This is a genomic window from Chryseobacterium paludis (assembly GCF_025403485.1).
In the GTDB taxonomy this organism is placed as follows: Bacteria; Bacteroidota; Bacteroidia; order Flavobacteriales; family Weeksellaceae; genus Chryseobacterium; species Chryseobacterium paludis.
The window spans coordinates 2,482,096-2,507,583 of the sequence record NZ_CP099966.1; the positions used below are offsets into that span (position 1 = coordinate 2,482,096).

At 34.1% G+C, this 25,488-nt stretch carries 23 protein-coding genes and 1 tRNA gene; 9 read left to right on the forward strand and 15 right to left on the reverse strand.

The features are described 5' to 3' along the window. Positions 1-1,017 (forward strand): tRNA (adenosine(37)-N6)-threonylcarbamoyltransferase complex transferase subunit TsaD, encoded by a 1,017-nt coding sequence (tsaD, locus tag NG806_RS11105; protein WP_261513081.1) that lies wholly within the window; start codon positions 1-3, stop codon positions 1,015-1,017. A gap of 270 nt (positions 1,018-1,287) precedes the next feature. Next, positions 1,288-1,998: an RsmE family RNA methyltransferase gene (locus NG806_RS11110; RefSeq protein ID WP_214828866.1), complete on the forward strand. Its 711-nt coding sequence runs from the start codon at positions 1,288-1,290 to the stop codon at positions 1,996-1,998. A 10-nt stretch (positions 1,999-2,008) separates the two neighbouring features. On the opposite strand, the gene NG806_RS11115 is transcribed toward NG806_RS11110, so the two are convergent. Further along, a complete protein-coding gene (locus tag NG806_RS11115) occupies positions 2,009-2,671 on the reverse strand; it encodes a TrmH family RNA methyltransferase (protein WP_390882589.1) in 663 nt (220 codons plus the stop codon). A 163-nt stretch (positions 2,672-2,834) separates the two neighbouring features. On the opposite strand from NG806_RS11115, the gene NG806_RS11120 reads away from it, so the two are divergent. Beyond that, positions 2,835-3,851 (forward strand): asparaginase, encoded by a 1,017-nt coding sequence (locus NG806_RS11120; RefSeq protein ID WP_214828862.1) that lies wholly within the window; start codon positions 2,835-2,837, stop codon positions 3,849-3,851. Positions 3,852-3,906: 55 nt separating this feature from the next. Next, positions 3,907-3,993: transfer RNA gene (locus NG806_RS11125), tRNA-Ser, on the forward strand. 194 nt (positions 3,994-4,187) lie between these two features. Here the strand turns inward: NG806_RS11125 and NG806_RS11130 are convergent. Then, on the reverse strand, positions 4,188-4,520 hold the full coding sequence (locus NG806_RS11130) for a hypothetical protein (protein WP_261513083.1): 333 nt from the start codon (positions 4,518-4,520) through the stop codon (positions 4,188-4,190). 349 nt (positions 4,521-4,869) lie between these two features. After that, a complete protein-coding gene (locus tag NG806_RS11135) occupies positions 4,870-5,601 on the reverse strand; it encodes a hypothetical protein (RefSeq protein ID WP_261513084.1) in 732 nt (243 codons plus the stop codon). A gap of 293 nt (positions 5,602-5,894) precedes the next feature. Here NG806_RS11135 and NG806_RS11140 point away from each other — a divergent pair, with 293 nt between their 5' ends. Both NG806_RS11140 and NG806_RS11145 read left to right on the forward strand, forming a co-directional pair. Continuing rightward, positions 5,895-7,085, forward strand: a complete 1,191-nt coding sequence (locus NG806_RS11140; protein ID WP_261513085.1) for a glycoside hydrolase family 88 protein — start codon at positions 5,895-5,897, stop codon at positions 7,083-7,085. Between the two features lie 14 nt (positions 7,086-7,099). Then, the gene (locus tag NG806_RS11145) at positions 7,100-8,206 is read left to right on the forward strand and encodes a DUF4861 domain-containing protein (protein WP_261513086.1); all 1,107 of its coding nucleotides are present in this window, start codon (positions 7,100-7,102) and stop codon (positions 8,204-8,206) included. A 108-nt stretch (positions 8,207-8,314) separates the two neighbouring features. Here NG806_RS11145 and NG806_RS11150 read toward each other — a convergent pair whose 3' ends face one another. The 3 genes from NG806_RS11150 to NG806_RS11160 form a co-directional block, all read right to left on the reverse strand. After that, entirely contained in the window at positions 8,315-9,016 is a 702-nt protein-coding gene (locus NG806_RS11150; RefSeq protein ID WP_261513087.1) for a hypothetical protein, read from the reverse strand. Between the two features lie 108 nt (positions 9,017-9,124). Next, positions 9,125-10,657, reverse strand: a complete 1,533-nt coding sequence (locus NG806_RS11155) for a M20/M25/M40 family metallo-hydrolase (RefSeq protein WP_261513088.1) — start codon at positions 10,655-10,657, stop codon at positions 9,125-9,127. Positions 10,658-10,764: 107 nt separating this feature from the next. After that, positions 10,765-12,411 (reverse strand): helix-turn-helix domain-containing protein, encoded by a 1,647-nt coding sequence (locus tag NG806_RS11160; protein ID WP_261513089.1) that lies wholly within the window; start codon positions 12,409-12,411, stop codon positions 10,765-10,767. 367 nt (positions 12,412-12,778) lie between these two features. On the opposite strand from NG806_RS11160, the gene NG806_RS11165 reads away from it, so the two are divergent. Next, positions 12,779-13,003, forward strand: a complete 225-nt coding sequence (locus NG806_RS11165; RefSeq protein ID WP_261513090.1) for a hypothetical protein — start codon at positions 12,779-12,781, stop codon at positions 13,001-13,003. Between the two features lie 218 nt (positions 13,004-13,221). On the opposite strand, the gene NG806_RS11170 is transcribed toward NG806_RS11165, so the two are convergent. The 4 genes from NG806_RS11170 to NG806_RS11185 form a co-directional block, all read right to left on the reverse strand. After that, positions 13,222-14,679 (reverse strand): TolC family protein, encoded by a 1,458-nt coding sequence (locus NG806_RS11170; RefSeq protein WP_390882590.1) that lies wholly within the window; start codon positions 14,677-14,679, stop codon positions 13,222-13,224. Further along, positions 14,651-17,842 (reverse strand): efflux RND transporter permease subunit, encoded by a 3,192-nt coding sequence (locus NG806_RS11175; RefSeq protein ID WP_261513091.1) that lies wholly within the window; start codon positions 17,840-17,842, stop codon positions 14,651-14,653. Before NG806_RS11175 ends, NG806_RS11170 begins: the two co-directional genes overlap by 29 nt. A gap of 22 nt (positions 17,843-17,864) precedes the next feature. Continuing rightward, a complete protein-coding gene (locus NG806_RS11180) occupies positions 17,865-18,947 on the reverse strand; it encodes an efflux RND transporter periplasmic adaptor subunit (RefSeq protein WP_261513092.1) in 1,083 nt (360 codons plus the stop codon). Between the two features lie 141 nt (positions 18,948-19,088). Continuing rightward, positions 19,089-19,478: a hypothetical protein gene (locus tag NG806_RS11185; RefSeq protein WP_214828833.1), complete on the reverse strand. Its 390-nt coding sequence runs from the start codon at positions 19,476-19,478 to the stop codon at positions 19,089-19,091. Positions 19,479-19,842: 364 nt separating this feature from the next. Between NG806_RS11185 and NG806_RS11190 the strand changes: the two genes are divergently transcribed. After that, positions 19,843-20,235, forward strand: a complete 393-nt coding sequence (locus NG806_RS11190; RefSeq protein WP_214828831.1) for a hypothetical protein — start codon at positions 19,843-19,845, stop codon at positions 20,233-20,235. Positions 20,236-20,275: 40 nt separating this feature from the next. Then, the gene (locus NG806_RS11195) at positions 20,276-20,710 is read left to right on the forward strand and encodes an META domain-containing protein (RefSeq protein WP_214828829.1); all 435 of its coding nucleotides are present in this window, start codon (positions 20,276-20,278) and stop codon (positions 20,708-20,710) included. Positions 20,711-20,764: 54 nt separating this feature from the next. On the opposite strand, the gene NG806_RS11200 is transcribed toward NG806_RS11195, so the two are convergent. The 5 genes from NG806_RS11200 to porL form a co-directional block, all read right to left on the reverse strand. Then, the gene (locus tag NG806_RS11200) at positions 20,765-21,019 is read right to left on the reverse strand and encodes a SemiSWEET transporter (protein WP_214828827.1); all 255 of its coding nucleotides are present in this window, start codon (positions 21,017-21,019) and stop codon (positions 20,765-20,767) included. Between the two features lie 79 nt (positions 21,020-21,098). Beyond that, positions 21,099-22,133 carry an NAD(P)/FAD-dependent oxidoreductase gene (locus NG806_RS11205; RefSeq protein ID WP_261513093.1) on the reverse strand — a complete coding sequence of 345 codons (1,035 nt, stop codon included), beginning with the start codon at positions 22,131-22,133 and terminating at the stop codon, positions 21,099-21,101. Positions 22,134-22,187: 54 nt separating this feature from the next. Beyond that, entirely contained in the window at positions 22,188-23,126 is a 939-nt protein-coding gene (gene porN, locus NG806_RS11210; protein WP_214828818.1) for a type IX secretion system ring subunit PorN/GldN, read from the reverse strand. Between the two features lie 23 nt (positions 23,127-23,149). Next, positions 23,150-24,742, reverse strand: a complete 1,593-nt coding sequence (gene porM / locus NG806_RS11215; RefSeq protein WP_214828816.1) for a type IX secretion system motor protein PorM/GldM — start codon at positions 24,740-24,742, stop codon at positions 23,150-23,152. A gap of 50 nt (positions 24,743-24,792) precedes the next feature. Further along, positions 24,793-25,488, reverse strand: coding sequence for a type IX secretion system motor protein PorL/GldL (gene porL / locus NG806_RS11220; protein ID WP_214828814.1), 696 nt, complete (start codon positions 25,486-25,488; stop codon positions 24,793-24,795).

Consider the following 25,488-nt stretch of genomic DNA (forward strand, 5'->3'; position numbering starts at 1 on the left):
ATGAGCGAGTCTATAATTTTAGGTATCGAATCGTCTTGTGACGACACATCAGCAGCTATCATCAAGGGGAATACTATTCTCTCTAATATTGCTGCAAATCAGGCAATTCACAAAGAATATGGTGGTGTTGTTCCTGAATTAGCTTCAAGAGCCCATCAGCAAAACATCATTCCCGTTGTTGAAAAATCTCTCACCAAAGCAAATATACAACAAAATGCGATTTCTGCTATAGGATTTACACGCGGACCAGGACTTTTGGGTTCCCTCCTTGTGGGTACTTCTTTTGCTAAATCTCTGGCTATGAGTTTAGATGTTCCATTAATAGAGGTAAACCATCTCCAGGCACACATTTTAGCGCATTTTATTGACGATGCAAATCCTATGCCGCCAAAATTCCCATTTTTATGCCTTACTGTGAGTGGTGGTCATACCATGATCGTGTTAGTAAAAGATTATTTCGACATGGAAATTATGGGCAAAACAATAGATGATGCAGCTGGTGAAGCTTTTGATAAAATTGGAAAAATATTTGATCTTGACTACCCGGCGGGTCCTATTATTGATAGGTTGGCTAAAGAAGGAAATCCCGATGCTTTTAAATTTAATAAACCTAAACTGGAAGACTACAATTATTCTTTTAGCGGGATAAAAACTTCAGTATTATATTTCATTCAGAAAGAAGTAAAAAAGAATCCTGATTTTATTAGAGAAAACCTCAACGATTTATGTGCTTCGGTTCAAAAGGCCATTATTGAAATTTTAATGAATAAACTTGAAAAAGCAGCAAAAGAGCTGAATGTCAATGAAGTTGCTATCGCAGGCGGTGTTTCTGCCAATTCAGCATTAAGAGAAGCAATGCAGGTAAATCAGAAAAAACTAGGCTGGAATATTTACATCCCAAAATTTGAATACACTACAGATAATGCTGCAATGATCGCGATGGTAGCGCAGTTAAAATTTGAAAGAGGAGAATTTACTGACTTAAGAACAAGTGCTATTTCGAAATATGACCTATAAAAAGGTACATCATTAATTTATCGATTCACATAAAAGAAGAACTGCCATGAAAATTATGGCTCATACTAATAAGGTCCTTCATGGAAATCGAATAATAGCAAATCATATTTTTTTAAATATCGCTTTTGGTTTAACAATAGAGGTAATTGGGTCTTTAATTCTTTAAACCAATCTGGAATTTTAAATAATGAAGATTAAATTAATTGAGGGATCAATCAAAAATCTCAGTTTATTAATTTACAGTTCAACGATTTAACAATTTGGCAAAAAATGAAATTATTTTACGGACATATAGAAGATCATAAAGTAACTATCAATGATGAAGAACAGCAACATATTGTGAAAGTTCTTCGGATGAGAAATGGAGAAGAAATTCATGTAACTGATGGCAAGGGAAATCTGGCTTCCGGAAAATTGGTTTTAGAGGGTAAAAAAGCTATTCTTAATGTTTCTGAAATTAAAACTTATATCCCGGATTTTAATCCTAAACTTCATATTGCAATTGCACCCACCAAAAATATTGATCGAATTGAATTTTTCGTAGAAAAAGCTGTAGAAATGGGTATTTCCGAAATTACATTTTTGATCACAGAAAAAACAGAACGTAAAAACATTAATATTGATAAGATAAGAAAACAAAGTATTGCCGCGTCTAAGCAAAGCCTGAGGTTTCATTTTCCCATTGTAAATGATCCTGTAAAGTTTTCAGATTTTATTAAAAACATAGATCCGAAAAATACTTTTGTTGCTCATTGTCATGAAAACCTGGAAAGAATTGAGCTTAATAATATCCCAAAACTAGATCACTACACCTTCTTTATTGGTCCTGAAGGGGATTTTTCTGAAAAAGAAATTCAAAATTTAGCAGAAAATAAAGTAAAAGCAGTATCTCTAGGAAACCAACGACTTAGAACTGAAACAGCAGGTATATTTGTAACATCCTGGAATTATCTCAATCTGAATCCCAACACAAATAGCTAACCTCTTAAAATCATCGCTTTAAGTATTGCTCTAGAATTTGATGACCACTTCTAATGGAATTAACTGTCCAGCGTATCTTCATCTCCAAAAGCTTTTGTTCATTAAGTTTATAATCTATACCAGATCTAAGGAGTTTCTGTTTCAATTCATACATACAGATTCCCGCTGCAACTGAAACATTAAAACTTTTTGTAAAGCCATACATTGGAATAGCCAGTGTTTCATCCGCAAAGTCCAGTACCTCTTCTGAAACTCCTTCCAGTTCGGTTCCAAAAACCAAGGCAATAGGCCCTGTGATCTGATAATCAGGAAGCATTACGGCATTTTTTTCCGGTGAAACAGCTAAGATCTTATACCCGCTATTTTTGATTTCCTTGAGAGACGAAATATTTTTTGGCATTTTTTGTACCTCAACCCAGGTTTCAGCTCCTTTAGTCACTGTAAGATTGGGATTAAAAACATTCTCCTCTTCCATCGCTACAACTTTATGAAACCCACATGCTTCAACAGATCTTACGATTGCTGCTGCGTTTCTGAATTGATAGATATCTTCCATCACAGGAAGCACAAAATCAGAGCTATCCTGGGAAAAGTGTTCAATCTTCCGTAATCTTTCCTCTGTTAAGAACTGTTTTAAATACTCAAAAGTTTGTGCTAAATCTTTCATCTGCATTAGTCTTTTCTTTTTTTATAGCCTGATGTAACGCTAACAATTATAACCTGATTTTTATAAAATTTTTCCATAAGCCTTTCATTCATTTTCAAATCTTTGCAAATTAACGTAATTTTGAGATTATAAACCTGAGCAAGATTCAACTTCTTAATAAAAAGTATACATGAAACGAAAAGTTCTGTTGATATATACCGGTGGTACGATTGGTATGGAGAAAGATTATGAAACCGGAAGTCTCCGAGCGTTTGATTTTGGCAATATCTTCGAAAAGATGCCTGAAATGAAACTAATGGAATGTGAAGTTTTCGTGCATCCCTTTGCAAAACCACTGGATTCTTCAGATATGGGACCGGAAGAATGGAAAATTATCGCTCATTATATCCATAAGAATTATGATAACTATGACGGCTTTTTAGTTCTTCACGGCACAGACACCATGTCCTATACAGCTTCAGCTTTAAGTTTTATGTTAAAGGGATTGAAAAAACCCGTTATTTTTACGGGATCACAGTTGCCGATAGGAGATCTAAGAACTGATGCTAAGGAAAATCTTTTAACAAGCCTGTATTACGCCAGTTTATATGAAAATGATGAAGCCGTTATTCAGGAGGTTGCCATCTACTTTGAATATAAATTATTAAGAGGAAACAGAACTTTAAAATATTCTGCCGAATATTTTGATGCTTATGCTAGTCCAAATTATCCTATACTTGGACAATCTGGGGTTCATCTTAACATTGTAAAAGACAGCTTATACCGCTGTGATCCCAATGTAGAATTTCATGTTGATGATCATATTTCTGAAGATATCTTATTCTGGAGGATTTTTCCAGGAATGCACTTAAGTCATTTCAAGGAAATCCCTAAAATGAAAGTTTTGATCCTTCAGGTTTTCGGATCAGGAACCATTTTTAGCAGCGAAAAAACACAAGAAACATTACAGGAAATCCGGAACAACGGAACTGAAATCGTTGTGGTAAGTCAATGTATTTCAGGAGGTATTTCATTTGGCAAATATGAAAACAGTAATATTTTCTCAAGAATAGGTGCTATTAGTGGAAAAGATATGACAGCAGAAACTGCCATTACAAAAGCCATGCACCTAGTTGATAATCCAAAATATTCCGGGAACTTTGCTGATAATTTTTCTAAAAGCTTATGTGGAGAAATTACAGACTAATCGCTTTAATTATTTGTTAATTCAAGAAAATACATTACTTTTGCAATCTCGAAATAGAGAGGTGTCCGAGTGGTTGAAGGAGCTACCCTGGAAAGGTAGTATACGGGTAACTGTATCGAGGGTTCGAATCCCTTCCTCTCTGCAAAACAATTGATAATCAATTAAAACATTTACACCCAATAAGTTGGGTGTTTTTTTTTGAATCATTTATGAATATTATTTTTATTTAGATCATGATTCATGAGGTATAATGATCAAGAAAAAGCATTATAATAATAAAAAACGACTTCTACAGTAGAAGTCGTTTTTTTATATTTTTCTGAAAATCCTGAAAGATTATTTTTTCAGATCTGCTTTTACATCTTTATAACCATCTGCTACTGCATCTGCACCTTTTACAGCGGTCTTTTTAACATTTTTTGCACCTTTGGTTGCCGTTTTGCCAACCCATTTCGTGCTTTTTTTAACACCTTTTTTCGTAGCTTTTGCCCCTTTTTTAGTTTTATCTCCAACCCATTCAGCACCATCTTTCACTCCTTCTCCTGTTGCTTTCGCTCCTTTTTCAATTGCAGTACCAACATTTTTTACTTCTTGTTTTACAGTTTCCTGAGCATTAACAGCTGTTGCAAATAATCCAAAAGCTAATAAGGCAAATAATTTCTTTTTCATATTTTTATTTTTAAAATTAACCTGATAAATATAACATAAAGCAAGCCAAATGTATATAATCCTAAAAAGATTAATGAAAATAATTTAATCAAATTGAAAAAATAACCTACGACAAACAGAGTTTACTCAGGTTGGGAATACAAAATTTTATCTGTCGGAACTACTGATAGAAAATATGAAATTGAACTTTTAACTTCAGCCTGCCTGACGCAAATCATATCGGAATTACGAATACAATTGTAATATCCAATTTTCATGTTCCTTTCTTTCTGAAAAAAAATAAAGCAATGAAAACCAATGCTTTATTTTTCTATTTTAATATAATAAATTTATTGATACTTAATCAATCTTACAAACGACTAACAGTCAATTGATATGTTTTTGCTACATTTCCATTATTAGTAATGGTATAAGAGTCAACTGTCGGCTTCATAACCGTAAAGTCAAATTGCGTTCCTATCCCTCCATCAGCACAATTGGTTACGTTGGCAAAAGTTACAGTCCACGTTCCTGAAGTATTTGCTGAAGGTGCAATAGGAGCAATCGCAGGATTTCCTATTTTGTCTCTTGCTACTCCAGAGATGTAACCTAAGGATAAGCCATTATATGCAAAACTGGTTATCATTGCCCTGGCACATCCGTTTGTTGATTTTACAATAAAAAGACCACTTGCAATATTAACTGTAGCGGGTACAGTAACTGTTGCACTTGCACCAGGTGCCACTGTTACACTTTCACTGTAGCTGTACGACGTCGCAACCACATCACTAGTAGTTAAATCTCTTGTCAGTATATCATAGCTCGCAGGAACCTGTCTAACAAGATTTCGAATTCTGAGACTTTGATTTTTGGCGTCTACATCCAATGATCTTTGAGGATTAGCATTTCCGACACCGACATTTCCGGAGGCCGTCACTACAAAATCATTTGCTTCTTGAGCAGCCGTTGGTGCACCGGTAACGGCATTGTCTTTTGCGCCGTCTACATGTAAAACAGCCTGAGGATTAGTTGTCCCAATTCCAACCTGTGAATAATAAGATACATATAAACATAGACAGTAAAAAATAATTGATTTTTTCATAATTTGATTGGTATTTAAGATTAATATATATAATAATTTAATTACAAATAATCTTACTCGAGAAAAAACAAATTTTAGTACAACCTAATTCAACCGCTAGATATTCTTAATAAGAATATTATCAATCATATACTCAAAGATATAAAAAAAACATCTCAAATGTATTATTAGAATCGTTAAAAAGTTAATTAACAGGCTAATAGAAATTCCACCAATCTTTCATGGTTTAATAATATCTTTTTAATCAAATTCATAAAATTTAATTAAATTGTACATAAGAATAATTACAATTCATGATTTTACAAAAATTAACTGTATTAACCTTTATGGTTATTAATATAATTGCGGCGGCACAGAACAATAAGAAAGAGATGTCAAAGCTTATTCGAAATGAATTTGAATTTGCTGAAAAGCAATATAAATATTTGATAAAATCTGTCCCTCCAGATAAAATGCCCCAATCTTATAATGCTTCTTCGAATAAAATTACGACCAGAGATATTACCTGGTGGTGTTCAGGATTTTATCCGGGTTCATTATGGATGATCTATGAACAGACTAATGATCCAGAGATAAAAAAAGAAGCGGAAAGAACTTTAAAAATAATCGAACCTAATAAAACATTTACCCGCGATCATGATTTGGGGTTTATGATGTTCAGTAGTTTTGGCAATGCATACAGAATTACTAAAGATCCTGCTTATAAAGAAGTGATCTTAACATCTGCGGAGTCTTTATCTACAAGGTTTAAACCTGGAATGCAGGCTATCTTGTCTTGGGATAAAATGGCAGATTTCAAAGGACCAGTGATCATTGATAATATGATGAATCTGGAACTGCTGATGTGGGCCGCCAAAAATGGAGGTAGTAAAAAAACTGAAGAAATAGCTATTACTCATGCTAATACAACGATAAAAAACCATTTCCGTCCTGATTACAGTTCATATCATGTTATCGATTATGATGTAAATACGGGTAAGGTTTTAGGGAAAAAAACTTTTCAGGGTTATTCAGATTCTTCCGCCTGGGCACGAGGGCAAGGATGGGCTCTATATGGTTATACGATGATGTATCGATTTACAAAAAATGAAAAATATTTAAACCAGGCTCGTCATATTGCAAAATTTATTCTGAACAATCCTACTCTTCCAGAGGATAAAATTCCATATTGGGATTTCAACGATCCAAAAATTCCAGAAGTTCCCCGCGATGCTTCTGCTGGTGCTATCATAGCCTCGGCACTTTTGGAGTTAGGTCAATATGTAGAAAAAGATGAAAGAGCAAACTATGCAGATGCAGCCCGCCAAATGATAGTGAGTTTATCTGGAGATAAGTACCGTTCACAATTAGGCGAGAATGGTGGTTTTCTTCTAAAGCACAGCACAGGAGGCTTACCTCTTAATTCAGAGATTGATGTTCCGCTAATTTATGCAGATTATTATTTTCTGGAAGCTTTGAAAAGATATAAAGACTGGTATCTATAATAAATTCATTTTTAATGAAAGCAATACAATGGGTTATAGTAATGGTAGGCATAGGATCATTGGTTCATGCACAACAATCTACAATACTATTGAAACTACAGCTTAAAAACAGCCTCGATCTTCAGCGTAATACACAGTCAATAGAAATCCCGTTGAAAAAGGTTAAACTTCTTATTGGTAAAACTTTCAGGATCAAAGAAACGTCTACAGGTAAGGAAATACCTTATCAATGGCTCAAGAACGGTGATCTTCTTGTTCAGGGTGATTTTACAGCTAAAGAAACAAAAAAAATAGAATTCTCTCAAACGCCATCACAATCCTTAAGCAATATGGTGTACGGAAGATTTATACCTGAACGTTTAGGAGATTTCGCCTGGGAAAATGATAAGATCGCCTTCCGTATGTATGGTAAAGAATTGGAAAAAGTTCCTGAACAAAATGGATGGGGAATGGACGCATGGGCTAAAAGAACCGACCTAATGGTAATCAATGAATGGTACAAATTAAATAATTATCATGAGGATAATGGAGATGGTTTAGATTTTTTTCAGGTTGGAAAAACCTTAGGAGCCGGAGACATTTTACCTTACATCAGTGGAGAGTTTGTTTATCTTGGAAATTATACTTCATACAAAATTCTGGAGGAAGGACCTCTACGTTTTACTTTTGAGCTTACCTATCCTCAAGTAGAAAAAGGTGGTTACGAAATTTCTGTTGTCAAAAGAATTAGTCTCGATGCAGGCTCTCAACTTAACAAGTCTGTAGCTACCTATCACTTTTCAGGCAGACAAACGCTTCCTGTTTTCGCTGGAATTGTTCATTGGGATGGCAAAGGTGAAAAGGTAGCAGACCAGAATAATCATTTAGCTGCTTACTGGCCTGAGAATTCAAAAAACGGGATTGTAGGAACAGGGATGCTTTTTCCTTACGCTAACTATTATATTGTAGATAAGAATAAACATTTAGGATCAGAAATTATTTTGAGTAATAAACAATCTGTGACCTTTTACGCAGGAGCCGCATGGGATAAAGCAGGAGAAATTACTTCCGCTAAGGATTGGGAAAAATATCTTCAGGAGTTTTACCTAAAACTTAAATATCCAATACAGGTTTCCAAATAATAAAACAAAATCCTGATCAATTGATCAGGATCTGTCTGTTTGAATAATATGAGATATTGTTCAAACCATAATTGAGTTATAATGAATGTTTTGGTGTCGTTTGTCATACTAATTACACATGGTAAGAAACTGATGGCTCATCTGTACTTTGAATCTGGCATCTGATTTTAACTTACTATAAATCGTAGCTTCTATAGCCTGTACAGCTTTTAGTTTCTGATCAATGAAATTAGCAATCTGTACCACAGAGAAAATAAAATCTCTATATACTGCAATATTAACCGTTTGTCCGTAACAAGGTAAATAAGCCTTTAAAAAGGGAATTGTCTGCTGATGGAGGTTATAATTCACACAATAACCGGCTCCTTCTTTAGAAGTAATAATTTCATAATTATTAATATAATCAAGAACATTTTCTTCTTTTGGAGAAATCGATTTTTTTGTAAAATGACGATTAACTTTATCCAGAATATGTTGAGCATATTCCATCATCGTAATTGTTTTCCATTCAAAAACATGATTGATATTGTTTTTACTGTTCTTCTTTTCTTTTCCATTTTCACAACTGGTACAAAAGGAAAGACCAATCTTTTCATAATATGGAAAAAAACAATCTTTGATCTGAATGGAAGCATCAGTCTGAACTCTGTCATTTCCAAAATTATAATACAAATAAGGACGATACATATCTGTGAAGCTTTTCAGAAAATCAATTTCACTGGTATTGTGATACTCTTCAAACCATTTTTCAAGGTTATCGTAATAATGACTTTCAAACTCTTTATAACTTAAGTAAAACGGCAATTCCATAGCTTTATATTTTGGTGAGACAAAGCTATTTCAGTAATGCGACAAAACTTGACGTGTTATTATTAATTTAAAAAAATTAATTAGTGAAAAATGAGAAGATGAAACTATTTATTTGTCATAGTTTTTCATAATATACTCAAAGTACTGAATCATTTTCATATAATTTTCTATGCTTATATATTCGTTGGTACTGTGAATACTCTGCTTTTCTGCATCAGTGATCTTTATTGGCATGAATCTATAGACATTCTTACTAACGATCTGATATTTATAAGCATCCGTTCCGGCCATTGTGAGATATGGTGTGGTAATAGCATTCGGGTAAATCTGCTTAATACCTTCCTGAATTAGTTGATAGGCTTTAACATTTGTAGGCGACACAGCAGAAGCTTCCCTTGTATTATCAATCTCCTCTACTTCAACATCAAAACCTTTTGTAGCTTTTTTAATATGATCCCTGATGTCTTTAACGGAGTCTCCTGAAAGAAGTCTGAAATTAACAACAAATTCAACTTCCGGAGAAAGTACATTCGTTCCATCACTACCTTTCATCATGGTAAGAGCTGTTGTAGAGCGAATTAAAGCATTCGTAGAATTATTCTTGGCAAGTTGGGAAAGTAATACCGATTTTAAAAGCCATTGATTGGAAATAGCAAGTCTATTTACAAAAGGCATTGTTCCACCAATATTATCAAAAAATTCCTTTATTAAAGGAGTAATCATGGGTTTCATCTGATCTTCTTCCAACCTCTGCATAATAACCGCCGCTTTACCAATAGCACTTTGCATAGGAGGCATGGAAGAATGGCCGCCTAAACCTTTTACCTTTATTTTTGCAGAGAGAAATCCTTTTTCAGCGCATCCCACTACCGCTACATCAGAATCTATTCCTTTAATACTTCCTTTCTGTAATATTAAACCTCCTTCATCATAGACGGCATCAAACTTCAATCCTTTTTCTTTAAAGTGTTTGGCAATCTGCTTTGCTCCCTTTCTTCCTCCAACTTCTTCATCAAATCCCAAAGCCAGATAAATATCCCGTTGTGGAAGTGCCCCGCTTTTAATCATATTGGTAAGAGATTCCATCAAAGAAAATAACATTCCCTTCATATCTATCGCACCTCTTCCATAGATCCTCCCATCAGCAACTGCTCCCGAAAAAGGTGCATAATCCCAATCTTCCGATACTTTTGTTACCGCAGGTAAAGCCTTATCATTAGGCCTGAAAATATCTTGTGCATTATTTTTGATGTCAGCGTCTCCGGGAGGAACGACATCCATATGTGATAAAAAAAGAATAGGTTCAAGATCTGGTTTACTCCCTTTTAACTTAAAAACCAATCCATATTTATTCACTTCATAGTTTTCTGTATTCTGATATACTAAAGGATAAGATTTTTTCAGATATTCTTTAAACTGATCAAATGGTGCATAATTGAAAACATCCAAATCACCTGCTGATACAGTTGGAACTTTTATTCCGCCTGAAAGCCTTTGGATTGCAGAATCATTTTTCACCCATTTTACTTCAGCAACTGTGGTTGTATTATTTTTCTTAAATGGATAGGTAAAAGTTTTAATCAGAAGTATTGCTACCAAAATAATTACAATACTTAAAATTGCTAAAAAGAATTTTTTCATGATAATTTGGTTTTGTGATGGCTTTCCAATAAATATAACAAAGATATTTCTATTAAAAAAACTTAGAATACAAGACCAACCTTCAATGACGTTCGAATAATAAATATTTAAATAGGATTAAAAGCCGAAAAATTATTCTTGTTATCAAGTTCCTGTCTCCTTTTCCTGATAAAATCTGTTGGACGGATTCCATTAATTTCATAAAACAAATCTGAAAAATTTTGTCTGGAAGCTATACCACATTCTTTAGCTAACGTTTCAATTCTATATTTAAGATATTCTTTATTTTCAAATAGCTGTCTGGTTATATAATTGATCCTAAGCTCACTTAAATACTTATTGAAATTCATCCCCTTGCAATCATTAATCACCTGTGAAAGGTAGTTGGAATTGGTTCCCATTTGGCCGGCAAGTTTATTAATAGTAAGCCCTTTCTGAGTATATTCCTTCTTGTCTTCAAAAATTTTTAATTTTCGAAGTAATTCTTCTACTTTGTTTTCATCTAATCCTGTTTTTTTCTCTTCTGTCTCTATAGGCACAAGAGATTTCTCAAAAATCAAATTCTGTTGTAGGCTAAATTTTTCTTCTAAAATAATATATTTTCGTTGTACATCCTTTTCTCTTCTGTACCTTATAATCAATAAAATTGCAAGCAGAACAGCCAATAAAATCAGGCCAACAATAATAGATCTTCCCCATGAGTTCGCCTTCTCTAATTTACTCTTTTCTTCAAGCAGCGTTTTTGTATCAAACTCTTTATGGATCTTGTTTGATAAGTAAATAAAATCTCTTGAGATAATACTGTCCGCTTTTAAAAGCTGGCTGGTAAAATATAATTGTTGTCCCTGATCTCCTTCTTTTTTATAATGCTTGATCAATATCTCATAATTCTCTCTGAGTTCAGGAAGGATAAACTGATGCTTTTGAAAAATTGAATCTACTTTTTTGAAATATGAAATTGACTCTGCATTATTTTTTAACCCTGCATAACTTTTACCAACGTAAAAATAATCTACAGAAAGTCTGGCAAAATCTCCACTTTTCTTAATCGGAGGAATTGATTCTTTTAAGTATTCTGTTGCGGCTAAATATTCGCTGTCATCATATTCTAAAATCCCCTTAGAAAGTAGGAAGTAGCCTTTTTCCTGTTCATAATCACTATCACTGCCTGCTTCTTCAAGTCCTGTCTCAATTGCTAAGGTTGCCTGATCTGGCTTTTTTAGGTTACGATAACAAATAATCAGCTGATGAAGACTATTAAGATAACCTTTCTTATTGTTATAAACTTCGTTGGGATGTAAACCCGATTTGGATTTAGGATTATAATAATCAATGCATTGCTCAAACAATTTTGAGGCTTCTTCGTAATATCCCAAATAACTTTTTACAACCCCAATATGATATAAATTCTGATATTTTAAAAAATCGTTCTTTGTATTTTTAGAATACTCATAGGCTTTAAGGTATTCATTAAGTGCTGCCTGAAACCTCTTGTAGTGATAATAATATACCACACCCTTTTCCAGATACGCCGTGCTAATCAGATCCCTATCTCCTGATAGCTTCGCTGCCCATATTGTACTATCTGCGTAGATAAGCTTTTTCTCATTGGAAGAAGCATAAAATACACCGTCTTTATATCCCTGAACTAGCTTATCATAATTCTTCTCTCTTTTCGCTTTATTAATATAAGGTTGAATAAATGGAAATGCTTCCGTATTATTTTCTTCGAAATTTTCGTATTTAACTCTCAACTTATAATAATCGCTATACCCTTCTTGGGAAAAGAAAAGTTTAAAAATTACTAAAAAGATTATAAAAAGTAGCTTTTTGATCACATTGAATGATTAATGGTGCCTATATAGTAATCAAAAATACACAAAATCATTTAAATCTTATCAAACATTCATGAATTAATACCTCCCATTCTAAAATCAAAAAACAAACATACAATAGGCTGTATATCAACTATTTATAATTGTCCTTATTTACGAATTAGGACGTCTTAATTGCCGAATAGAGACAACAAGTACTTTTTTATGTCATTTTATGCATATAATTTCGAACTCAGAATTCTGAATGATAAACCTGGCCGGGATAACCTTTTAACTCTGAAATATTATGAAAAAGATTATCTCATTAAAAACATTTCCACTACTAATTGTAATAGCAATGACATTAGGTGCTTGCAGACAGGATGATGAAAATGATTTTCAAAAGGCAAAAACAAGTGTTATTGACAGTAAAATAACGAACACTAATCAATTAAAAACGACCAATGATGAGAATCTGAAAGAAACAGATCCACCCGTAAAGAATGGAACTCATTGGAAAGCCCAACAGTAATACAAATAAGGTATTCTGGGATTACTAAGAACTAACAACCATGTTTATATATAATTTAGTTGCTATATGCAGGTAAATTGCAAAGGACTCAGTTTAATTACCGAGTCCTTTTTCTATACTTAAAGTTATCAGAAAACTGGCTTATTCAATTGCAGAGCAAAAAAAGAGACTGTCTTTCGACAGTCTCCTTCTATTAAAAAAACATTAAGGATTTATAATCACTTCCAGCCTCCGCCTAAGCTCTTATAAATATCAACAACTGTACTCAGCTGTTTTTCTTTAGCTTCTACCAATTCCATTTTGGCATCCAAAGCGTCTCTTTGATTTAAAAGTACCTCAAGGTAGTCTGCTCTTGAATTTCTGAATAATTGATTGGCAATATCGATTGACTGATCTAAAGCCTGTGTTTCCTCAGATTTCAGCTTATAATATTGGTCTATATTTTTAACCTTCGACATTAAGTTTGCAACATCCAGATAAGCATTTAGAATGGTTTTATCGTACTCATATAATGCCTGGATCTGTTTTGCATCGGCCGTCTGAAAATTAGCTTTAATCGCAGTTTTATTAATCAGAGGTCCCGCTACTTCACCTACTAGATTATAGGCAATAGATTCTGGCATTTTCACGAGATATGATGGCTTGAATGCCTCCAATCCCAATGTTGCAGAAATTTCCAAAGAAGGATAAAATTCCTTTCTTGCTGCCTCTACATCTAATTTCGCAGATTTTAATTCCAGTTCAGCTTGTTTTATATCCGGGCGATTTGCTAATAACTGCGCAGGAATACCTGTATAAACTGTTTGCGGAATTGTTGACATAAAGCTTTCTTTTGTTCTCACAATCGGCTGTGGGAATCTTCCTAAAAGTGCATTGATCCCATTTTCTTTTTCGGTGATCTGCTGACGGATTGTATACTCTGTTGCTTTGGATTTAGCCAGTTCGGCTTCAAATTTCTTTACCGCTAATTCCGTAGCCGCTGCCGCTTGTTTCTGTATTTTAGAGATCTCTAAGGCTTTCTCCTGAAGCTTAATATACTGTTGAATAATATCCAACTGGTTATCAAGAGACAACAACTCGTAATAATTATCAGCTACTTCCTCAATAAGGTTCGAAAGAATAAAATTCTTTCCTTCAACTGTAGATAAATAGTGGGCAACTGCCGATTCTTTCTCAGTTCTCAATTTTTTCCAGATATCAATTTCCCAGTTAGCCATTAATCCACCTTCAAAATTCCCCAATGGATCCGGCATTTCTCGACCTGGTTCAATCTCTGTAGTAGCATCACCAGCTCCTTCACTGGTATAACGACCGGATTTTTTCACTCCAGCTCCTATTGTGGCTGCCACAGTTGGGCTTAGCTTTCCTTTTTTATAAAGGACTCCGCTTTTTGCAATTTCAATTTCCTGTAAAGTAATCAATAGTTCCTGATTATTTTTCAGGGCAGTTTCTATTAAGCTTACTAAGTTTGGATCTGTAAAAAACTGTCTCCAGGGTGTTGTTCCGCTATTGGAATTAGCATCCTGCTGCTCGTTTTCTCCAAAATTCTGAGGTAAATTTTCTTTTACCTCGTCTTTTATAACGGTCGCCATTGGAGCTTTACAACTTGCTACAACAAGTGATAATGCAATGGCTGTAAGAATTGATTTAATCTTCAAATTTTCCATCATGTTCATAAGGTTCAGTTTGTTCTGTTAAAGGATTCTCTTCTTCATATCTTGCCAGTCTGGATTTTTCAGCTATCGTTCCGAAGATGTAATACAATCCAGGAATGATCATTAGTCCGAAAATAGTTCCTATAAGCATTCCTCCAGCCGCAGCTGTTCCAATGGTTCTGTTTCCTACAGCTCCAGGACCCGTTGCCATTACCAATGGAATAAGTCCGGCAATAAATGCAAATGAGGTCATTAAAATAGGACGGAAACGGATTGTAGCTCCTTCAATTGCTGCTTTCATTACAGGAATGCCTTCTTCTGCTTTCTTCTGTACGGCAAACTCAACAATCAACACAGCATTCTTTCCTAATAGTCCGATTAACATTACCATTGCCACCTGAGCATAGATGTTGTTTTCTAATCCTAAAAGTTTAAGGCATAAAAATGCGCCAAAAATACCTGTAGGAAGAGAAAGAATTACCGGTAACGGAAGTATAAAACTCTCATATTGTGCGGAAAGGATCAGATAGACAAAGCCTAAACACACCAAAAAGATAAATACAGCTTCATTTCCACGGCTAACTTCATCTTTGGAAATACCAGCCCAGTCGATACCAAATCCTCTAGGGAGCGTCTTATCAGCAACTTCCTGAATTGCTTTGATCGCCTGACCACTACTATAACCAGGAGCAGGAGTTCCACTTACCTCGGAAGAATTATACATATTATGTCTTGTGATCTCTGATAGACCATATACTTTTTCAAGCCTCATGAAATCAGAATAAGGCACCATTTGTTCTTTATCATTTTTAACGTATAATTTCAAAAGATCACTCGGTAAAGCACGATATTGCGGACCTGCCTGAACAATTACTTTATAAGGTCTGTCAAAGCGGATGAAACTCGTTTCATAATTCGAACCAATCAATGTCGACAGGTTGTCCATAGCACTCGCAATAGTTACACCTTTCTGTTCTGCCAGATCGTTATCAACTTTCAGCATATACTGAGGGAAACTTGCAGAGTAAAAAGTAAATGCTGATCCCAGTTCAGGTCGTTTTTTTAATTCCCTTACAAAATCGTTACTTACCTGTTCCATTTTATGATAATCCCCACTTCCAGCTTTATCCAGTAATCGAAGTTCGAAACCACCTGCAGCTCCATATCCCGGAATAGACGGTGGCTGGAAAAATTCAATATTAGCACCAGGAATATTTTTAGCCTTTTCTTCAAGCTTTTCAATAATTTCCGCAGCAGATTCTTTACGATCTTCCCAACTTTTTAAATTGATCAAACAAGTTCCTGAATTCGACCCCGTACCCTCCGTAAGGATTTCATAACCTGCAAGAGAAGAAACTGACTGTACGCCATCAATATCCTCTGATTCTTTTAACAGTTCTTTTGCTATCTGATTCGTTCTCTCTAAAGTAGATCCTGGAGGTGTCTGAATAATTGCATAGATCATTCCCTGATCTTCACTTGGAATAAATCCTGAAGGAAGCGAATTACTTAGAAAGAAAGTACATAAACAAAAAGCCAATAACAGAGGTAATGTAAACATCTTTTTAGTCACTGTTTTATTCAGCAGCTTTTCATATTTCCCAGCACCCTTAGTAAATACACCATTGAATTTATCTAAAAATATTGTGATCAGATTTCTCTTTTTAGCTTTCCCGTGATTATTCTTTAATATTAAAGCACATAATGCGGGAGTCAATGTCAAGGCTACAATTCCTGAAAGGATAATTGCTGAAGCCATCGTGATCGAAAACTGACGGTAGAAAACACCAACCGGGCCAGACATAAAGGCAATAGGGATGAAAACGGATGCCATTACTAAAGTAATTGCGATAATTGCACCACTGATCTCATGCATTGCTTCTTCTGTTGCTTTTAGTGGAGAAAGTCCTTTCTCTTCCATTTTAGCATGGACAGCTTCAATTACTACAATTGCATCATCGACGACGACCCCGATCGCCATAACTAAAGCAAAGAGCGAGATCATATTTAATGTAATTCCAAAAGCGGACATTACAGCAAATGTTCCAACCAATGAAACAGGAACTGCTAAAGCTGGAATTAAAGTTGAACGCCAATCTCCTAAAAACAGGAATACCACAATTGCTACCAAAATAAATGCTTCGAATAAAGTATGCACGACCTTTTCAATAGAGGCATCCAGGAATCTTGAAACATCATAACTGATATCATAATGCATCCCTTTTGGAAAAGAGTTTTTCTGAAGGTCAGCCATCAAAGTTTTTACATTCTTAATAACGTCACTTGCATTTGAACCATAAGATTGTTTTACAGTAATCGCCGCAGAAGGTTTCCCATTTAATGTTGAATAAATATCATACATTGAACTACCAAACTCGATATCGGCAACATCTTTTAATCTTACAAATTCTCCAGCTGACTTAGCCTTTAGAATGATATTACCATAATCCTTTTCATTACTAAAACGACCAGGATATTTTAGGATATATTCGAATGATTGAGAACGTTTTCCGGAGCTCTCTCCTGTTTTACCTGGAGAGGCTTCTAAGCTTTGCTCATTTAAAGCTTCCATTACTTCATCTGCCGAAATATTGTAGGCTGTTAATCTGTCTGGTTTTAACCAAACACGCATTGCATATTCACGGGTTCCAAGAATATCTGCAAATCCAACTCCACTTACCCTTCTCAATTCAGACATTACATTAATATCTGCATAGTTGAACAGGAATTTCTGATCGGCCTTTGGATCATCACTGTATAAATTAATATACATCAACATGTTTGGTTCTTCACGGGTAATTTTCACCCCTTCACGAACTACCAGCGGAGGTAATTTATTAACCACCGAAGACACACGGTTTTGAACGTTTACAGCAGCAACATTGGGATCAGTACCCAAGTCAAATACAATTTGAATAGAGGCTTCACCGTCATTTCCGGCATCTGAAGTCATATACTTCATACCTGGAACACCATTTAAACCTCTTTCTAAAGGAATAACTACAGATTTAATTAACAGTTCATTGTTTGCTCCCGGATATTCCGCTGTAATATTTACTTTGGGTGGAGAGATGGAGGGAAACTGTGTCACGGGCAATTTTACCAATGACAGAACCCCCATAAATACGATAATCAATGAGATTACGATAGACAGAACAGGTCTGCGAATGAATTTCTTAAACATACAACTTCATTTTACGAGTAGACTACTCTGCTTTTAATTTCAATGATTGAATTACTTTTCTAGGGTCCTGGAATTTCACTTTTACTTTTTGATCATCTTTTACTTTTTGAACTCCTTCTAAAAGAAATTTATCTCCTTCCGAAAGTCCAGAAGCAACCACATAAAGATCTGGTAATTCGTAAGCTACTTTTATATTTTTAGATTTCAATACGCCATCTTTCCCTACCACAAATACATATTTCTGATCCTGAATTTCGTACGTTGCTTTTTGCGGAATAATTAGAGCATTTCTAAGGGGCAATGTCATTCTTACTTTTCCAGTTTCTCCATTTCTCAACAATTTATCTGGATTTGGAAACTTGGCACGGAAAGCAATATTTCCTGTCTCATTATCGAATTCCCCTTCAATGGTTTGGATCTCTCCTTTCTGAGGAAGCGCATCCCCATTTGCCATAATTAAAGTTACTTCTTTACTTCCCCTATCAGCAGCATGCATCTGATAGTTCAGGTATTCGGGTTCTGAAACATTAAAATAGGTATAGACATTGGTGTTATCAGACAAGCTTGTCAATAGATCACCTTCATCAATCAAGCTCCCTAACTTCAATGGAATTCTGTTGATAATACCAGAGTAAGGTGCTTTAATATCTGTAAATGATAAATGAATCTGAGCTAATTTCATTTCAGCATTGGCAGCATCTAGTTTAGCTTTTGCCATTGCTTTTTCATTCTTTGAAACAATATTATTATTAGCTAATGTACTGGCATTTCTCAGCTCAATATTAGCTTGCTCTACTTCAGCTTTAGATTTCATTAATTCAGCCTGATATAGCTGAGGCATAATTCGGAACAAGGTCTGTCCTGCGTGAACATACTGACCTTCATCTACATAAATCTTTTCAAGAAATCCTTTTTCCTGTGCGCGGATCTCAATGTTTTTTACGGATTGAATCTGAGTAACATAATCCTTATTAATTACTGTATCCATCTTTACCGGAGACGTAATTGGATATGTTGTGACTTCTTCTTTTTCTTCCTTCTTCTTATTGCAACTAGCAAATAACAAGAGGGTGCTTAGCGCTATGCCTGAGGCAGCTCTTTTCATAATTTTGAAATTATATAAATCGTTAATGTTTAATAGAATAGAATGGTAATAAAGATTAAACGTTATGATGATTACCAGCAAACACAACGCAGGAGTATTCCGCTCTGATAGGAGAGCAGAAAATAAATCAAAAAATGAATTTTATATTCTAATAGAACGTATCAGAATGAATTTTTTTACGGAGGAATAATTAGAAATAAAACCTTGTATAGCAGGTTTTAGCCGTTTGTAATTAAACAATCCAAAGAAGTATACTAAACTACAGACACTTACGAAAAGTACCACATTTTGCACGGTATCCGAAAATTGGAAATCATCTTCAATCAATTCCAAAGAATTATTTCCGACATTATCCGGCGCTTGCTGAATAGATAATTTCTCGTAGGTCTGATTTAAGCGATTTGCCTTTTTTGGTAAGTGGTGAGAAGTATGATCAGGAAAATGATTTTGTAATGTTTTGACATTGATCTTACTTTCCACTATAAAAAGCAGAAATAAGCTTGTCAAAAAGTATACAATATAGGTTCTCATTTTGAAGTGGCAAAGGTAAGCTTAGATTTGAATATTATTATACAGATTAACAAAATTTAACTCACCTTGAAAAATTCTGAATCCAAATTATTACAAAAATATAAAACTAAAGATTTAAGATTTAAAAAGACTTTACACCTTCTTCAGGCCATTTATGAATCAAAAAAACAGCATAAAAAAAATTCTTAAATAAAAAAAATATAGTTAAAAAAACAAAAATAGGTTTTTTGAAACCAACATATTTACCCACAATATATATGAATATTTATTTAATTTATTAAAAATTAACAAATATCCCGTAAAAAAATTGTAATTTTACACATTATAAACATCTAACCAATGAAAAACCAAATCACTTATAATTATGAAAAAAATATTTTATCCCATCATTATTGTTCTGGCTGTTGTATCAGTAACAGCGTGTAAAAGTTCGGCAAAAGATGAACCCGAAATTACAGCAACCCATCCTGTGGAAACGGATGAAATAACCAAAGATGTTTTTACAGACAGCTATGGAGACAAAATAGAAGTTGCTATTAATAATACAGAAAATACGGTAGTTGTTCATTTGAACGGTAAATCTTATGAGCTTAAGAAAAACAAAGATTTACCAGATTATACTGCATCCAATTCAGAATACCAATACTCAAATATCAGAGGCAATATCACTTTCCTGAAAAGAAATGTTGACATGGTTTTATTTCATCATAAGCAAGACAAAAAAGACTCTGGATCCAGCAAAATGGCTTCTTACTAATTAACCTTAAATCTTAGGTGTTTAAATAAAAACAATAACTATGAAAAAATTACATTATTACTTATTGACACTTTTTACATTTGCCCTTATTGTAGGTTGTACAAGTAAGACCGTACAACAAAGCAATAATGACATTACTGGAAAAACATGGAAACTAACGGAAATTAACGGGCAACCCATAAAGCTTAAAAACCCAAAGAACAACCCATATTTCTCATTAAATACAACTGACATGAGATATGAAGGGAATGCCGGATGTAATGGAGTAGGTGGCTCTTTTGAAATCAAACAGGACATAATGCGTATAAAATTCAATCAAGGAATGTCTACTATGATGGCCTGTGAAGATTTAGAAACTGAGCAGCTTTTTACCAAAGCATTACTTGCAACAGATAATTATTCTGTAAATGGAAATACCTTAACACTTAATAAGGCTAAAATGGCTCCACTGGCAAAGTTTGTTCTACAAAAATAAAATTAATATTTTGAATAATAAAGGCGCTTTACCTGAGGTAAAGCGCCTTTAATTTTATTTTTTATAAATCATATAACATATCAAAAGAGAAATATTCATGAGCACAGCAAAAGCATTGGATAAAATAATTGGAAGCTCATTCTTTAATATGCCATACCATACCCATAAAGAAAGACCAGATATAAGTACCAAAAGCATAATCCAGGAAATATCCTCAACATTTTTCTCTTTCAAAACCTTTAAAAGCTGAGGTACCATTGATATAGAGGTAAGTATACCTGCTACAATTCCAAGAATATTTACATTCATTTTGTTTAGATCTATCAGTTTGAAGATAGGAAATTAGATCAAATTGTTTAGATAAATTTTAAAATATTTAGCATTAGTTTTATTTAAAACGGGACAGGGAAACTTCATCTGGTAAAGAAACCTCCTCTTCAATAAACTGATACAGCCTTTTAGAAAAATAACATCCATTCAAAATTCCTCTCGCACCCAACCCATTGAAAACATACAAATTCTGATGCTCCGAATGTCTTCCTACAATAGGTCTTCTATCCTTTACAGTAGGCCTGAACCCAAAGTTAACTTCACGTACTTCAAAATCATTTGGATACAATTCAGACAGCGCCTTTATCAACTGTTCCACCGCAGAATCATCGATGTGATGATGGAGTTGCTCTCTGTCATAGGTTCCACCATAAAAATGGAGACCATTATTTACTGGAAATAGAAAATGTTTCTTTTTAATCGTAACATCTTTTTGAATAGCTTCAGAAAGTTTGACTTTTATGTGATGTCCTTTATTTGGAATTACAGCAATATCAGAAAAAAAAGGGTTGTCTTTCACTCCCATTCCTTCGCAAAAAATAACATGCTTAAAGGAGATATCTTTATATATATTATCAGATGTATTTAACTGATTATAATCGAATTTTTCTTTTACCAGTTGTTCATTTCTCTCAAAATATTTGAAAAAATCACTAAAAAATCCATCCACATCTAGTCTTGCAGACTGATTTACTTTCCCCGTGGAGAAAGGATTATTAACCCCATCCAAATGTTGAAATTCTTTATTTAAGAATTCAGAAAGATCTTCATTATCTGATTTCTTTAACCAGAGGCTCTGCTCATTTTCGTCATGGAAAATCCGATGAATAGGATTGGTAATTAAATAGTTCTTTTTGGTATATGATTCAATTTCCAAAAGACTATCCTTCAGAAAGTCTATCTGCTGTTGAGCAAGCCAGAAGGTCGTGAATTTTTTTAGAACTACAGGATTAATAATTCCTGCAGAAACTTGTGAAGCGCTTTTCCTTCCTTCAGAAAAAATAATAAAAGATTTATTATTCTTAATTAGCTGATGGGCAAAAAATAGTCCCGCATATCCATCTCCTACAATAATATAGTCTATATTTTTCATAATAAAAAAACCTGAGTAAAAGTACTCAGGTTTTGTATAAATATCAAGTGAAATCTAATAATTCCACATATCATTTTCCATATCTAGAATCTGACCTTTAATTCTGTCACTTTCTTCTAATTGCTCATCAGCATTCTTAGGAATGTAATCTTTGATTACACCATCTCCTAAACCTCCTGAAGATTTGTAGATAATTGACGAGAATCTTCTTGCATTGATAATATCATCAAAAGATAAATCAGCTGACGAATTTTTTCTGTTATACACAAAATTATTCGCTAATATCTCTCTTGCACTTGGATAATAGATCCAGAATAGATCAATCAACTCATCATTACTGGCAAGCGGTTTACCATCTGGTCCGATAACACCTTGAACAGCTGGATCTGGTCCCATTGCAGCAATACCAAGAGGTCTGTATTTCATTTGACCATCTCTTTTGTCAATAAACCACATACCCATAATCTTTAATACTTTCACCTTTTCAGTTGTTGTTTTAAAGACATCAGTGTACTCCTTCTTCTCCTGCTCAGTTAATGCTCTTCCAGAATTTAAAATATCAATAGCAGCATCAGCAACTCTTACACTTTCTAATCTCTTTTGAATTCCTTCAGGAGTTAGCTTAGTTACAAAATTCTCATCATCATATACTTCCTGAATTTTACCACTTGTAGCTGCATCCAATAATAACTGATACAAAGATCTTGTTTGAGTAGCAAGTAGACCATCAGGATTATCATAGTATAATGGCTGATTAATCTTATCATTCATATCAATAATCTCCCAAACAAACATACTCTTTAAGATATCTTTATCTTCTACAAAACCATATTCCAAAGGCTTTACAGTTTTATCGACAATCGTATCTCCAACTTTTTGTTTATTTTCAGCTCTCATTTGTCTGAACTCTTCCGGAGAAGATGCATTCAGAATAGTCTGGGAAAAAGCAAACCCCGAAACTACTACTAAAAAAGTGCTTATATATTTTTTCATAATATTATTTTAACTTATTAAAATTACTGAACATTGATTACAACAGGAGAGATATTTCTCAATGTCTGGTTTCCTAAACCTGTAGCAGTTGCTTTAATATCAAAGATATAAACTACATCTCCTGCTCTCACGTTTTTAACTAATCCAGCAGCTTCATCAAGGCTATTACCTTTGATCAATAGTGCCGCTCTACCTGGTACTTTTACCATAAACTGGTTAACAGTAAACGAAACCGGGAAGTCGAAATCAGGTAATGCTGCCTGTACCATTTGATTTGGAATTGAAGTAGCTGGAATATTCAATACCGTTTGGCCTCTCATTTGACCTTGCGGATTAGGAACATTTTTAATTCTATATTCAAATACCTGAGAAACTGTTTTACCATAAGGATCAGTTCCCGACAATGTCAATTTAATAGTATTTCCAGTAGAAGGAGTAATATTCCATTTTCCAGGACCAGTTCCTTTTACAACAGCACCAGGAGCAGATAATGATAATTTAGAATTATCAGCACCTAAGATAGATCCCGATACAGGATTCTCCAATCCTCTATACATTACATTCATCTTATCTGCTGAAAGTAACAATCCTTTTTCTAGTTTTACTTCTCTTGGTCCGGCAATTACATTATAAGTATGCGTCCAAGGGAAACTTTGAGGCTTACCAGAAGCATCTGTTAATGTAATATTACCACTTAAAGTATGTTCGCCAATACCTGATCCAGAAATTGGGATAATCCCTTTTCCATTCTCAAGTTTGCTTACTCCTGTAATATTGATCTTATTACTTGTTGAATAAGTTCCTAACATAACTTTAACTTCTGCCTGCTTACCAGACTGGATATCAACCGGTCCAGAAACAATTGGCTCATAGCTGCTAAATTTAATGCTAGCATCTACTTTTTCTTGAAGTAATAATGCCAATGCATCAGATTGTACGTTTCTAGCATCATTCTGGATAATCTCTAAATTAGAGATCGCAGCAATAAGTGGCTGATGATAAAATTTATTCTGAAACCAAGTCTTCTCATTTGGTGATTTTCCTTTTGGATATTCAGCAATAAGAGATTTGTTAGCTCTTTCAACTAAGTCTTTTAACTGCGCATTGTTTCCAAAAGTAGCATTAATGTAATTTCTTACATCATCTATTTTACTTTTTAGTTCCAATGCTCCTTTCGAAGGTGAGTTTTCATCTCCATCAGCAAAGAAATAATGTGTTGTTGCATCATTATTGTTAAGTGCAGCAAAATTTTCGCTTACATCAACATCTTTCTTTGTTTCAGGATCTTTATCATGAAAGTCTGATTCCTTGTTAAGGGTATTTTTAATACCTTGAGCTGCAACAACCAATGCATCAATCTTTCCTTTTAAAACTTTATATTGTTCCCAAGGTTGTTGATAGGTATCTGGTACCTGCTGAGCTTTAGCTTCTAATGTTTTTTCAAAAATTTTCTCATTCTTTTTCTCCGTTAAAGTTCTTGTTTCATTAAGAGCTTTTGTAGAGTCATAATATGATCTGATGATTTCCGCATCAATATTTAGGGCCATCATAGCGATGAACACCAAATACATAAGGTTGATCATCTTCTGACGTGGAGTCTGTTTTCCTTGTGCCATTCTTTTTCTTTGTTTTGGATTAAAATTTAAATTTAAAAATGGTTAGGAAATTATGACTTCATAGCGGTTAGCATACCACCATAAACTCTATTTAAATTATTTAAGTTAGATGTTAAACCTTGTAACTCCTGATTGAATTTTTCTGAATGCTCAGCAGACTTCTGCATATCTGCTACATATTTGTTAGCAAATTCTGATTGTCTTTTACCATTCTCCAACTGCATTGTATATAAAGCATTCATGCTTTCCATGTGTTGAGCTGCTTTATTTAGTTGGTCGTTATATTTGTGAGTAGAAGCAGAAACGTCTACTGTTTGGTTGATTTGATCAACAGAGTTTGAAAATTTATCAATTCCTGTTCTTAATCTATCGAATAATTGAACATCTAATTTAGCATCTTGCAACATCTTATCCAATTTCGAAGAAAGTGAATTTTCTAGTTCTGCAAATTGAGCTGCAGCATTATTTCTAGAAGATACATTAGAGTGAAGCGGATTTGGGTTTGCATGTTTATCTAATAATTCAGGATATACATTTTCCCAAGCATAAGACTCCTCAGACTTTGGAGGGTCAAAAGCGAAAATAATGAAGATGATAGCTTCAGTAATAAGCCCTACAGTAAGAGCAACGTTACCACTGATTGGCCCCAAGTTAATGTGAGTAATCTTAAGCCAAGCTCCAAGAATTACAATTGCAGCACCGAATGAATAAAAGAAATTCATCCAAGCATCTTTAGTCTTAAACAT